The organism is Streptomyces sp. NPDC016640 (assembly GCF_043076215.1).
In the GTDB taxonomy this organism is placed as follows: Bacteria; Actinomycetota; Actinomycetes; order Streptomycetales; family Streptomycetaceae; genus Streptomyces.
Map to the genome: position 1 here is coordinate 206,795 of NZ_JBIBRG010000011.1, position 12,833 is coordinate 219,627.

10 protein-coding genes are annotated in these 12,833 nt (G+C 72.6%); 6 read left to right on the forward strand and 4 right to left on the reverse strand.

The features are described 5' to 3' along the window. Positions 1-429 precede the first annotated feature (429 nt). The gene (locus ACF07S_RS23125) at positions 430-2,364 is read right to left on the reverse strand and encodes a serine/threonine-protein kinase (protein WP_391962874.1); all 1,935 of its coding nucleotides are present in this window, start codon (positions 2,362-2,364) and stop codon (positions 430-432) included. A gap of 423 nt (positions 2,365-2,787) precedes the next feature. Here ACF07S_RS23125 and ACF07S_RS23130 point away from each other — a divergent pair, with 423 nt between their 5' ends. The 3 genes from ACF07S_RS23130 to ACF07S_RS23140 all read left to right on the forward strand — a co-directional run bounded on the left by ACF07S_RS23130 (position 2,788) and on the right by ACF07S_RS23140 (position 5,755). Beyond that, positions 2,788-4,143 carry an aspartate aminotransferase family protein gene (locus tag ACF07S_RS23130; RefSeq protein WP_391962873.1) on the forward strand — a complete coding sequence of 452 codons (1,356 nt, stop codon included), beginning with the start codon at positions 2,788-2,790 and terminating at the stop codon, positions 4,141-4,143. Positions 4,144-4,304: 161 nt separating this feature from the next. Further along, positions 4,305-5,060: a GntR family transcriptional regulator gene (locus ACF07S_RS23135; RefSeq protein WP_391962872.1), complete on the forward strand. Its 756-nt coding sequence runs from the start codon at positions 4,305-4,307 to the stop codon at positions 5,058-5,060. Between the two features lie 44 nt (positions 5,061-5,104). Continuing rightward, positions 5,105-5,755 carry a hypothetical protein gene (locus tag ACF07S_RS23140; protein ID WP_391962871.1) on the forward strand — a complete coding sequence of 217 codons (651 nt, stop codon included), beginning with the start codon at positions 5,105-5,107 and terminating at the stop codon, positions 5,753-5,755. Between the two features lie 9 nt (positions 5,756-5,764). On the opposite strand, the gene ACF07S_RS23145 is transcribed toward ACF07S_RS23140, so the two are convergent. Both ACF07S_RS23145 and ACF07S_RS23150 read right to left on the reverse strand, forming a co-directional pair. Further along, positions 5,765-6,055: a hypothetical protein gene (locus ACF07S_RS23145; protein ID WP_391974986.1), complete on the reverse strand. Its 291-nt coding sequence runs from the start codon at positions 6,053-6,055 to the stop codon at positions 5,765-5,767. Positions 6,056-7,240: 1,185 nt separating this feature from the next. Then, a complete protein-coding gene (locus ACF07S_RS23150) occupies positions 7,241-8,524 on the reverse strand; it encodes an adenylosuccinate synthase (RefSeq protein ID WP_391974987.1) in 1,284 nt (427 codons plus the stop codon). 194 nt (positions 8,525-8,718) lie between these two features. Here ACF07S_RS23150 and ACF07S_RS23155 point away from each other — a divergent pair, with 194 nt between their 5' ends. Next, a complete protein-coding gene (locus tag ACF07S_RS23155; RefSeq protein ID WP_391974988.1) occupies positions 8,719-9,585 on the forward strand; it encodes a diacylglycerol kinase in 867 nt (288 codons plus the stop codon). 26 nt (positions 9,586-9,611) lie between these two features. On the opposite strand, the gene ACF07S_RS23160 is transcribed toward ACF07S_RS23155, so the two are convergent. Continuing rightward, the gene (locus tag ACF07S_RS23160) at positions 9,612-10,115 is read right to left on the reverse strand and encodes a GbsR/MarR family transcriptional regulator (protein ID WP_391974989.1); all 504 of its coding nucleotides are present in this window, start codon (positions 10,113-10,115) and stop codon (positions 9,612-9,614) included. A 115-nt stretch (positions 10,116-10,230) separates the two neighbouring features. Here ACF07S_RS23160 and ACF07S_RS23165 point away from each other — a divergent pair, with 115 nt between their 5' ends. Continuing rightward, positions 10,231-11,193 carry an ATP-binding cassette domain-containing protein gene (locus ACF07S_RS23165; RefSeq protein WP_391974990.1) on the forward strand — a complete coding sequence of 321 codons (963 nt, stop codon included), beginning with the start codon at positions 10,231-10,233 and terminating at the stop codon, positions 11,191-11,193. Next, positions 11,190-12,794, forward strand: a complete 1,605-nt coding sequence (locus ACF07S_RS23170; RefSeq protein WP_391974991.1) for an ABC transporter permease — start codon at positions 11,190-11,192, stop codon at positions 12,792-12,794. The genes ACF07S_RS23165 and ACF07S_RS23170 overlap by 4 nt, the downstream gene beginning before the upstream one ends. Positions 12,795-12,833: the final 39 nt, after the last annotated feature.

Below are 12,833 nucleotides of genomic sequence, written 5' to 3' on the forward strand. Positions count from 1 at the left end.
CAGCTCCAGCCCTTTGGGGGTCCAGCACGGCAGGTGGCCGTGGGTGCGGATCACGTTCCTCCTCGCAGTCCCGCTCGTACTTCTCCGCGACCTCCCGCAGCACCGGGGCGAACGCCGTCGATCCGGTGAGGGTGAGGCTGCCGCCCCCGCAGCCGATGGGGGCGGGCTGTCGTCCTGGACCACGACGATCACCGCGAGCGCCACCACGCACAGGGTGAGCGCGATGGTGATCGGCCGTGCCGCCCGGCTGAACAGCGGGGCCTTCTCGTCCGGGGTGTGCCCGCCCCCGCACCTGCCCGCACGTCCGGACCGGGTGGCCGCCGTACGGCCGCGCGAAGACGGCGGCGAGATCCGTCCGGGGAAGTTCACCGGTGTTCGCCGGACGTTCGACCTCCGCGTCCGCAGCGGCACTTGGCGGCGAGGCGGCGGTCAGTCCCGCGTGTAGGTGAGCTGTTCGCCGTTGCCGGTGTTGACGCGCTGCAGGGACCCGTCGGGCAGCAGGGTGATCTCGCTGGCGGAGCCCGGGGTGCAGGCGCTGCGCGGCTGTCCGACCGTCACCGAGGAGGGGCCGATCTCCAGCCGCCCCGCGGCGTCCGGGGCGGCGGTGAGGCGGGCCTCGAAGACGCAGTGGTAGGTGCCGTTCCCGGCGGGCCCGTCGGCGACGAGGGACATGACCGTGTCGCCGACCTCGCCCTGCTGGACGGTCAGCCGGCGGCTGTGCACGCCGCTCGCGTTGTCGATGGTGGTGGACCAGCTGCCCAGGTAGTCCGCCGGGATCGTCCCGTCCGCGGGCGCGGAGGTGTCCGGCTGCCCCGTCCGGTCCGGCTGTCCGGCGTCGGGCGTGACGGGGCCGGTGCTCTGCGGCGCGCCGCTGGAGGACGGGGACGTGGTGGGGTCGTCCCCGGCGCGGTCGCCGCGGTCACCGCCGCTCATCAGGGCGTACACGGTGCCGCCGGCGGCGAGCGCGACGACCAGCGCGATCACCACGAGCAGGGCGGTGGAACGGCCGTCCCTGCGCGGTTCGGGCGCCGTCGCGTACGGCGGGTTCGGCCCGTACGGCGGCGGTCCGTACGGCGGCGTCCGCCCCGCGTGGTAGCCGTGGTACGGGTAGCCGTACGCGGGCTGCTGGGGGTGTCCGTACGGGCCGGGGGCCGGAGCGGGGGGCGGGGCGGGGGTGTTCGGGCCGGTGACCAGGGTGGGCAGGTGGTTCACGCCGGGCCGGCCCGGCGGGGGCGGGACGGGTGCGGCGCCCGGGGGTGCCGCGGGCGGTGGCGGCACGGCGGCGTCGTCGGTGGCCCGGGCGTGTTCGGGAGGGGCGGCGGGCAGCGCGGCGGGGGGTACGCGGCCGGCCGCGTCCGGTGCCGGGGCCGCGGGGGCCGGTGACGCCGCGGTGGGCGTGGGCCGCTGCGGTGTCTCCGGATCCTCCGCGTCGAGCAACCGCACCGCGTGACGGCCGAGTTGGGCCACCAGGGCGCCCGGCAGCCAGGGGTCGCGGGAGCGTCCGCCGGCGACGGTGTCCTCCGCGCCGGTGCGCTGGAGCACCTGGTCGAGCGTGGGCCGCGCGGCCGGGTCCTTGCGCAGACAGTCGCGTACGAGGTCGGCGATGCCCTCGGGCACACCGTCCAGGTCGGGGTCCTCCTGGGCGATGCGGAACATCAGGGCGTGCACCCCGCTGTCGGCGGTGCCGAAGGGGAGGGTGCCGGTGGCGGCGTAGGCCAGCACCGAGCCGAGGCAGAACACGTCGCAGGCGGGCGTGATGCGGTCGCCGCGCACCTGCTCGGGCGCCATGAAACCGGGCGAGCCGACGAGCGCGCCGGTGCGGGTGAGCCCGCCGTCGGTCACCGTCTCCAGCGCCCGCGCGATCCCGAAGTCGATGACGCGCGGCCCGTCGATGGTGACGAGCACGTTGGACGGCTTGAGGTCCCGGTGGATGATCCCGGCGGCGTGGATGTCCTTCAGCGCGTGCGCGAGACCGGCGGCGAGGATGCGCACCGAGCGCTCGGGCAGCGCCCCGTGGTCGTGCCCGACCACCTGCTGGAGGCTGGGCCCGGCGACGTAGCCGGTGGCCACCCAGGGCACGGGGGCCTCGGTGTCCGCGTCCAGCACCGGCGCCGTCCAGTCGCCGCCGACCTGCCGCGCGGCCTGCACCTCCTGGCGGAAGCGCGCCCGGAACTCCTCCTGCCGGGCCAGCTCCTCGCGCACCAGTTTCACGGCCACGGTGCGTCCGCGGTCGGAGCGGGCGAGGTAGACCTGCCCCATGCCGCCGGCTCCGAGACTCGCCAGCAGCCGGTAGGACCCGATGCGTCCCCCGTGCCGACCGCCCGGGGGAACCCCCAGTGGATCCCCGGCCCCGATCCTGTCCATCGTTGCGCCGCCTTCCCCCGCAGTGAGCAACGGATCGAGGATAGTGCGGGGCGGGGACCGGGCGAGCTGGGCGTTGTCTACGGTTCCGTAACAGGCGGGCCGAGCACGTCGAAACACCTCGGACAGATGTTCCAGCGCCTGACAGCCGGCACCGGGCGTCGCCGGTCCGCCCGTCGGCCGGCGTGTGCTGCACGGCGAGGTGGAGGCGAGGTGGAGGCGAGGTGGACGGGCTCGCGCGTCATGACCGCTCCCCCGGGTGAGCGGGCCGGACTCTCGTGACAGTGTGCTGTCATGCGTTCGGCATGCTGTCACGAGAGGTCGGTCCCCCGGACGGCGGCGGTCGACAACGTGTCGCGGAATGCAGGCGTCCGCAGACAGGCCGCCCGTGTCGCGGACCCGCCGCCCGCGCCTACGCTCGGCGGCATGACCCCTCACCCCGACCCCGAGGCCGGCGCCGCGGTCAAGGCCGCCGACCGCGCTCACGTGTTCCACTCCTGGTCCGCGCAGGAACTCATCGACCCGCTCGCCGTCGCCCGGGCGGAGGGGTCCTGCTTCTGGGACTACGAGGGCCGGCGCTACCTCGACTTCACCAGCGGACTCGTCTTCACCAACATCGGCTACCAGCACCCGAGGGTCGTCGCCGCGATCCAGGAGCAGGCGGCGCGGATGACGACGTTCGCACCCGCGTTCGCCGTCGAGGCGCGCTCCGAGGCGGCGCGGCTGATCGCCGAGCGGACGCCGGGCGACCTGGACAGGATCTTCTTCACCAACGGCGGCGCCGACGCCGTGGAGCACGCCGTCCGCATGGCGCGGTTGCACACCGGGCGGCCCAAGGTGCTCTCCGCCTACCGCTCGTACCACGGCGGCACCCAGCAGGCCGTGAACATCACCGGCGACCCGCGCCGCTGGGCCTCCGACAGCGGCACGGCCGGGGTCGTGCACTTCTGGGCGCCGTTCCTGTACCGCTCCCGCTTCTACGCCGAGACCGAGGAGCAGGAGTGCGCGCGGGCGCTGGAGCACCTGGAGACGACGATCGCCTTCGAGGGGCCCTCGACCGTCGCCGCGATCGTCCTGGAGACGATCCCGGGCACGGCCGGGATCATGCCGCCGCCGCCCGGCTATCTCGCGGGCGTGCGGGAGCTGTGCGACGAGTACGGGATCGTCTTCGTCCTGGACGAGGTCATGGCCGGGTTCGGGCGGACCGGGGAGTGGTTCGCGGCGGACCTGTACGACGTCGTACCGGACCTGATGACCTTCGCGAAGGGCGTCAACTCCGGGTACGTCCCGCTGGGCGGTGTCGCCATCTCCGGGGCGATCGCCGAGACGTTCGCCAAGCGGCCCTACCCGGGCGGGCTGACCTACTCGGGCCACCCGCTGGCCTGCGCCGCCGCCGTCGCGACGATCGACGTGATGGCGCGGGAAGGCGTCGTCGAGAACGCGGCGGCGCTCGGCGCCTCCGTCGTCGGCCCCGGGCTGCGGCAGCTGGCGGAGCGGCACCCCTGCGTGGGCGAGGTCCGCGGCGTCGGCATGTTCTGGGCGCTGGAACTGGTGCGGAACCGGGAGACCCGGGAGCCGCTGGTGCCGTACAACGCGGCCGGTGCGGAGAACGCCCCGATGGCGGCCTTCGCCGCCGCCGCGAAGGAGGGCGGGATCTGGCCCTTCGTGAACATGAACCGGACGCATGTGGTGCCGCCGTGCAACGCGAGCGAGGCGGAGCTGAAGGAAGGCATCGCGGCGCTGGACGCGGCCCTCTCGGTGGCCGACGACTACACGGAGTAACCGCCCGGGAGGGCGGTGTCACCAGGGCGGAACGGGCGCCTGGAGGGGCTCTCCCCCGCCCGCATTCGAACGCCCCGCGCCCCACCCGACCGCGTAAAGTGGCGTGCTCGCAGACATGTGCGAGCACGCCACTCGAACGCGACGAGGGAGACGTCCGGACCATGCCCGGCATCAGCGGCTCCGTGACCCGCAGCACCCTCCGGCAGCAGATCGCCGACGCGCTCCGTGACGAGGTGCTGGCCGGGCGGCTCCAGACGGGGCAGGAGTTCACCGTCAAGGAGATCGCCGACCAGTACGGCGTGTCCGCGACCCCCGTCCGTGAGGCACTGGTCGACCTGTCGGCACAGGGACTGCTCGACGCCGACCAGCACCGGGGTTTCCGGGTGCACGAGTACTCCGTCGACGACTTCCGCGGCATGATGGAGGCCCGCTGCCTGGTGACCGACGGGATGTTCCGCGCGGTGACCGACGGCCCCATGGCCCACCGTCGGCCGGACGAGCCCCGGGTCGCCGCCGTCCTCGCCGGGGTGCGCCGGCGCGGCGAGGAGGCGCAGCGCGCCGCCCTGGCCGGCGAACTCACCGTGCTGATCGGCTACGACCTGCGCTTCTGGCGCGAACTCGGCTCCGTCTTCGGCAACCCGTACCTCACCGATTTCCTGCACCGGCTCCGCGTCCGGACATGGGTGTGTGTGGTGCAGTATCTGCGGCAGCTGCCCGATCTGCGGGGGCGCCTGTGGTCCGGACACACCGATCTGGTCGACGCGCTGGCAAGCCGTGACACCGATTCCGCCCGCGCGATCGTCCAGTCGTACAACGCGCACGCGCTCTCCCTCGTCGAGGGGCTGACGGGCGGCGGGATGGGTAAGGGACCTGCACGGGGGGAGCCGCCCGTGCCGGGCGCCGATACCCTTCCCTGACCACGACCACCGTCCCGACGACCGTGCTGTGTGAGGAGCTCTCTTTGGCCTGTGACCTGTGGCTGGTGCCGCTCGTCGACGTGCTGTGCCACACACCCGACAATCCGTTCGCCGAGGAACTCGCGCAGTACAACACGGTGCTCGCCGAGGCGGGCCTGCCACCGGTGCCGGTGTACCAGTACATGCCGGGACTGTCCGGCGAGGTGGCCCCGGTCGCGGGTTTCGACTACGACGCGCTGCACTTCCTGCGGCGGGTGTACCTGCTCCAGGTGTGCGGGCTGCCGGTCACACCGGTGGACGAACTGGGCGGCGACTACGAGCAGTTGCTGGAGATGTTCGAGACCACGGCGCAGCATTCGCACCTGGTCTGGCACTACGACCACGCGGGCGCCTACGTCCCCGTCGACTTCCCGCGGCCGCTCTCCAGCGACGCACTCCTCGCGGGCGGCGGCCCGCTGGGCTCCTCCCACGCCCTGCTGCGGGAACTGCAGGTCGTCGCCCCGTCCATCGGCATCGACCCGGCGAACCCCCCGGCGGCCCCCGAGCCCCCGCTCGGCCCCACCGAGCTGGAGGAGCCGGCCGTCCCCGCGCCGTACGACCCGAGCCCCTTCGCCCGCGAGCGTCATGTGTGGCTGGGCCTGCACGCGGCGGCGACGCGGAGCCTGGCACAGGGATCGATGATCGTGTTCAGCTGACGGCAGCGGTCAGCCCAGCTGCGAGAGGCCCTTCCGGAGGTCCTCCGCGTTCATGACGGAGCACATCTCCACCTCGGCGTTCATGTGGGTGAAGAACGGTTCGCCCACCGGGGGCACCTCCGAGCTGTCCTGCATGTGGAGGACCAGCACCATCGTCCGCCGCCCGCCCAGCGGACCGAAGTAGGCCGCTTCCGGCTGCAGCCGGTCGAGGATCTCCTTGACCTGCCCGGACATCTTCCCGCTGCGGAGCAGTTCGTTCGCCTTCTCGGTGTCCAGCGTCGCCTTGAGCATCACGCGCATCGCACTCACCCTCTTCCGCGTCGATGCACGCACCGAATGTCAGGATATGCCTGTTTCACCCTGCCGTTCAGGGAGAAGCAGCACTGCGGAATGATCGAGTGGTCCGGCACATCGAGGTGTACCGATCGGTCATCGCCTCGGCCGTCTGCACCGTTCCGAAGCCGCGGGGAGATCGCCCGTCCGGACTCGCCTCCCCGGCTCGTCCGGCTCCGTCTCCACCCGGCGGCACCCGGTCAGCGCCCGGCCGGGCGGTCTCCAGCAGCCGGGACCGTGTCCTTCCTGGAAACATCCGGCAGTTGGCCACGCCGGGGGATCGCGTTCAGCGCGGCCAGTCGATCCCCCTGCCGGTGACGGAGCCTTTTCGGTGGCGTTTACGCCGACATCCGCCCCCTGAGGATATCGCCCCCTTGGTCTTTTTCCTCAGCCCGGTGACGTAGAGGAGGTCGCATTCCACAAACCCGGCCGGGAGTTTATTCGGAACGCCGTCCGAGCCTTCCGAGCATCACATCGAGGTGATGGAGATCACCCAGGTGGTGGACGTCCGGCCTGACGGGAGCCGGTAGCTTGACGGTGTGTCAAACCATGAAGACGATATGACGGAATCCGCGACCCCGGGCGAGGAGAGAATGCCCGGATCCCGCATTCACTTAGGCCATCTCATATCCAGAGTCATATTATGGCTCGTCGCAGTCGCGCTGTCGGCCCTCATCGCATGGGTGGCTTGGGTTTCCTTCCATACGGGTTACGGTCCCACATTCGCTCTCTGTGTCATTTTCATCGTCGCGCCGTGGCCACTCTTCTACTGGGCCGGCTCCCGACAAAATCGCGCATCTCGCGGCATGCGTAAGGATGACGACCGATGAGCCGTTGACGACGTCGGCCCCGGACAGGTCGCCATGGCCCAGGACGGGTCCAGGGCGCTCGACGACTCGACGCCGGTCCTGTGCCTGACGCCGCTCGAGCACGACGGGCCCGCCGAGCCGCCGGCGGCCGGCAGGGCGGCGGAGGCCCGCTCCGGAAAGCGGCTCCTCTCGCCGCGCAGGGACCGGACGTCGGCCACCCGGGATCTCGGCCGCATTCCGCTTCCTCATGACGGACGCGGTGGTCGCCTCCCTGGTGGGACGGCCGGCCGGGGTCACCGCACCGGCCGTCCCATCAGATCTCCGGGTCCCCGGGAGGGAGAACTCAGAGGAACGAGTTGATCTCGATCGTCTCGTCGCGGCCCGGGCCCACGCCGATCGCGGAGATCGGGGCGCCGGACATCTCCTCCAGCGCCCTGACGTAGTCCTGGGCGTTCTTCGGCAGGTCGGAGAAGGACTTCGCCCCGGTGATGTCCTCGGACCAGCCCGGCAGCGTCTCGTAGACCGGCTTCGCGTGGTGGAAGTCGGACTGCGAGTACGGCAGTTCCTCGACGCGCCTGCCGTCGATCTCGTACGCCACGCAGACCGGGATCTGCTCCCAGCCGGTCAGGACGTCGAGCTTGGTGAGGAAGAAGTCGGTCAGGCCGTTCACGCGGGTGGCGTAGCGGGCGATGACCGCGTCGAACCAGCCGCAGCGACGGTCGCGGCCGGTGGTCACGCCGCGCTCGCCGCCGATGCGGCGCAGCGCCTCGCCGTCCTCGTCGAACAGCTCCGTCGGGAACGGGCCCGCGCCCACGCGGGTGGTGTACGCCTTCAGGATGCCGATCACCCGGCTGATCTTCGTCGGGCCCACGCCGGCGCCGGTGCAGGCGCCGCCCGCGGTCGGGTTCGACGAGGTGACGAAGGGGTACGTGCCGTGGTCGATGTCCAGCAGCGTGCCCTGACCGCCCTCGAAGAGGACCACCTTGTCCTGCTCCAGCGCCTGGTTCAGGACGAGCACCGTGTCGGCGACGTACGGGGCCAACTTGTCCGCGTAGCCCAGCAGTTCCTCGACCACCTGCTCCACGGCGATCGCGCGCCGGTTGTAGAGCTTGGTCAGCATCTGGTTCTTGACGTCGAGGGCGGCTTCGACCTTCTGCGTGAGGATCGACTCGTCGTACAGGTCCTGGACGCGGATGCCGACACGGTTGATCTTGTCGGCGTAGGTCGGGCCGATGCCCCGGCCGGTGGTCCCGATCTTGCGCTTGCCGAGGAAGCGCTCGGTCACCTTGTCCACCGTCACGTTGTACGGCGTGATGATGTGAGCGTTGCCGCTGATCAGGAGCTTGGACGTGTCGACGCCTCGCTCGTTCAGCCCACTCAGCTCGGAGAGCAGGACCGACGGGTCGACGACGACGCCGTTGCCGATGACCGGCGTGCAGCCGGGGGACAGGATTCCGGAAGGGAGCAGGTGGAGGGCGTACTTCTGATCGCCCACGACTACCGTGTGGCCGGCGTTGTTGCCGCCCTGGTAGCGCACCACGTAGTCGACGGATCCACCGAGCAGGTCCGTCGCCTTTCCCTTGCCTTCGTCACCCCACTGAGCACCGAGCAGCACAAGTGCGGGCACGCGCGTACACCCCTTCCGGGCGGGGCATGTCCAAGGTCGAGGGCGCACACGGAGGATCTCCGCCGCGTGCACCGCGACCGCCGTTGGCCGCCAACCGTCGGACCGGGTGCCCCGGAATAGACGAAGCCCCTGGCGCAATAGCGCAAGGGGCTCTTGCACACCGATGCTACCCGAGGAAGCGAGGCAGGGCCGAGGTGGCGACTTCCAGGACCTCTTCCGCGACATCCGATCAGCTCCTGGTGGTCATCGATCCGGTCGCCCGCCGGACGGACGGCGAGTCCGTCCGGATCGCGAAGGACGTGCTCAGCGCGGGTGCGGCGGGCACGAAGGTGTGTCTTCCCGAGGGGCCCGAGGAGTTCCTCCGGGCACTGGTGCGGCGCGGGTCGCGGCGGCCGGTGGTGATCGGTGACGACCGGGCCCTGGTGCGGGCGGTGGGGCTGCTGCACCGGCGGCGGGAGCTGGCCGGCTGCGCGCTGTCGCTGGTCCCGGTCGGTGCGGCGCTGTCGCTCGCCCGGTCGCTGGGGGTGCCGACGGGGACGGTGGCCGCGGCGCGGGCCGCGGTGGACGGGACCGAGCGGCGGATGGACCTGCTGGTGGACGACAGCGACGGGGTGGTGCTCGGCACCCTGCGGATCCCGCCGGTCGGGGGCGTGACGCCGCTGCGGGCGGTGACGGCCGACGGGGCGGGGCATCCGTGGCTGCGGACGTACCGGTCGCTCGTGCGGACCCTGGTGCCGGCGCGGCCGTCCGGCGTCGTCTCCGTACCCGAGGCGGGTCCGGCACGGCTGCGGGTGGAGGTCGACGGGGAGATGCTCGTCGACCTGGGGCAGCCGGTGGAGGGCGTCTCGGTCGTGCCGGGTGTCGCCGGGACGGCCCGGGTGGAGGTACGGCCGGCGTCGGTGGGCGCGGAGGCGACCCCGCTGTGGGCCGAGGGCCGCACGGTGACCGTGTCGGGCGCGCACTTCCGCTACCGGGCGGACGCCCTCGTGTCGGGGCCGGTGCGGACCCGGACGTGGGTGGTGCGGGAGGCGGCCTGGGGGCTCGTACTGCCGGCGGGGTAGCGAACCCGTCGATCACCCCTCACCCCTCACCCCTCACCCCGTCCGAACCGCTCCTCCCGGTGCGCCCGCCAGCGTTCCATCATCGCCACGATCTCCCGGTCGACGAACTCGAAGAAGGCCAGGGTCTCCGTCAGCCGGCGGCCCGCCGGGGTGTCGGCGCCCAGACTGGTCACGCCCTCCCGCAGGGCGTCCTCCCAGCGCTTGATGACGGCCTCGCGATTGGTGAGCGCCTCGTACCACTGGTCGCCGTGCACCCGGTACCGCTCCCGGCGCGATCCGGGCTCCCGCTCCCGCGACACCATGCGGACCTGGGCCAGATAGCGCACCGCGCCGGAGACCGCGGCCGGTGAGATCTTGAGCTGTTCACCCAGCTCGGCGGAGGTCAGCACCCCCTTGTCGGAGGCGAGCAGGGCCGCGAAGACCCGGGCGGGCATCCGCTGCAGCCCGGCCTCCACCAGCTGGGCCGCGAAGTGCTCCACGAACCGGGAGACCGCCTCCGGGTCCCGGGCCCTCCCGCTCGGCTCCGTCACGATCCGCTCATCTCCCCTGCTCAGGCACTGCTGCGGCACGTCGATCAAGTCTAGCCCGCGATTTATACGCTTCCTTAACTTCACAAATTTCTGAAAGAAGCGTACGTTCCGAAGCATGACCCAGGCCATCACCGTGTCCGGACTGCACAAGTCGTTCGGCCGGACCCACGCACTGGACGGGCTCGACCTGAGCGTCGGGTCCGGCGAGGTCCACGGATTCCTCGGGCCCAACGGCTCCGGCAAGTCCACCACCCTCCGCGTCCTGCTCGGCCTGCTGCGCGCCGACTCCGGCGCCGCGCAGGTGCTCGGCAGCGACCCCTGGACCGACGCCGTGGAGATCCACCGCCGGATCGCCTACGTCCCCGGTGACGTGACGCTGTGGCGCAACCTCTCCGGCGGCGAGGTCATCGACCTGTACGGGAGGCTCCGGGAGGGGGGCCGCGCGAAGCGCGTCGGGCGGGGTGGTGGTGGGAGGCGGACGGGAGGCCTGGACCCCGCCCGCCGCGCCGAGCTGATCGAGCGGTTCGAGCTGGACCCGACGAAGAAGGGCCGCACCTACTCCAAGGGCAACCGGCAGAAGGTGGCCCTGGTGGCCGCGTTCGCCTCCGACGTCGACCTGCTGATCCTGGACGAGCCGACGTCCGGTCTCGACCCGCTGATGGAGGAGGTCTTCCGGCGCTGTGTCGCCGAGGAGCGGGAGCGCGGCCGGACGGTGCTGCTGTCCTCGCACATCCTCAGCGAGGTGGAGGAGCTGTGCGACAGGGTCAGCATCATCCGCAGGGGGCGGACCGTGGAGAGCGGTTCGCTCGCCGAGCTGCGGCACCTGACCCGGACCAGCGTCACCGCCGAACTCGCCGGTCCGCCGAACGGGCTCGCCGGGCTGCCCGGCGTGCACGACCTCGACGTGCAGGGGCGCAGGGTCCGGCTCCAGGTCGACACCGACAAGCTGGACGCCGTGCTGCGCTCGCTGAGCGAGACGGGCGTGCGGTCACTGACGTCCACCCCGCCGACGCTGGAGGAACTCTTCCTGCGGCACTACCGGGACGAGGCCGCCGGGAGCGAGGTGACCGTCCGATGAGCGCCGCCGCCTTCGCCGTACGGCCCGCGAGCTCACGCCGGCTCGCGGGCACCGGCACCCTGTTGCGCTTCGCACTGCGCCGGGACCGGGTGATGATCCCGGTCTGGGCCGCGGTGAACGCGCTGATGGTGCTGTCCATGCCGAACACGCTCAGGGGGCTGTACGGCACTCCCGCCGAACGCGCCGACCTGGTCGGCCGGATCGCCACCAACTCCTCCCTGCGCGCGATGGTCGGCCCGGTCTTCGGCGACTCCCTCGGCGCGCTGACCGCCTGGCGGGTCGGGGTGTACGCGGGGGCGCTGGCCGCGGTGGCCGCTCTGCTGGTCGTCGTACGGCACACCAGGGACGAGGAGGAGAGCGGCCGTCAGGAACTGGTGGCGTCCGGGGCGGTCGGGCGCAGGGCCCCTCTGACGGCGGCACTGCTCGCGGCGGCCGTCGCGAACGGGGTGCCGGCGCTGCTGGTGACGGCCGGACTGGCCGGGCAGGGCGCGGCGGGCGCGCTCGCGTTCGGGCTCGGGATCGCGGGCGTGGGCATGGTGTTCGCGACGACGGCGGCGATCGTGGCCCAGCTGACGGAGAGCGCCCGGCTCGCGCGGGGGCTGACGGCGGCGGTGCTCGGGGCGGCGTTCGTGCTGCGGGCGGCGGGCGACTCCGCTGCGGACGACGGCTCGTCTCCGCTGACCTGGGCGTCGCCGATCGGCTGGCTGGAGAACCTGCGGGCGTTCGCCGGTGAACGGTGGTGGGTGCTGGGGCTGTTCGCGGGGGCGGTGCTGGCGCAGGGGGCGGTGGCGTACGCGCTCGCCGGGCGCCGGGACCTCGGCATGAGCTTCCTGCCGGGCCGTCCGGGACCGGCCGCCGGCCGACTGGGCGGCGCGGGGGCGCTGGCCTGGCGGTTGCAGCGGGGCGGTGTGCTCGGGTGGAGCATCGGATTCCTGCTCGCGGGACTGGTGTACGGCGGGATGGCCGAGGGGGCGGCCGATCTGGTCGGGGCCAACGAGAGCGCCCGGGAGATCCTCCAGCGGACGGGCGGGCGGTCCGGGCTGACGGACGCGTTCCTCGCGGCGACGACCGGCATGCTCGGGCTGGTGGCCGCCCTGTACGTCGTGGCGTCGGTGCTGCGGCTGCACGGCGAGGAGACCTCGGGGCGGGCCGAACCGGTCCTCGCGGGGGCGGTCGGACGGCTGCGGTGGGCCGCCGGGCATCTGGCGGTGGCGTTCGGCGGGGCGGTGCTGCTGATGCTGCTCGCGGGGGCGGGTCTCGCCCTCGGCCACGGTGAGCAGGCGGGCCCGATCCTGGGGGCGTGCCTGGCACAGGTCCCGGCGGTGTGGGTGACCGGCGGGGTGGCGGTCCTGCTGTACGGGCTGGTGCCCCGGGCGGCGACGGCGGCGTGGGGGGTGGCCGGCGCGGTGCTGCTGATCGGCTGGGTCGGTCCGGCGCTGGACGTACCGCGGGCGGTGCTGGACCTGTCGCCCTTCGGGCATCTGCCGAAGCTGCCGGGCGGGGGCATGGAGTGGCCCCCGGTGTTGCTCCTCACGGCTCTCGCGGCGGCTCTGGTCGCGGCGGGGCTGGCCGGGCTGCGGCGCAGGGACATGACGACCTGACGGCCCGCCGGTCGGCGCACTGCTCGAGTTCCCCCGTGC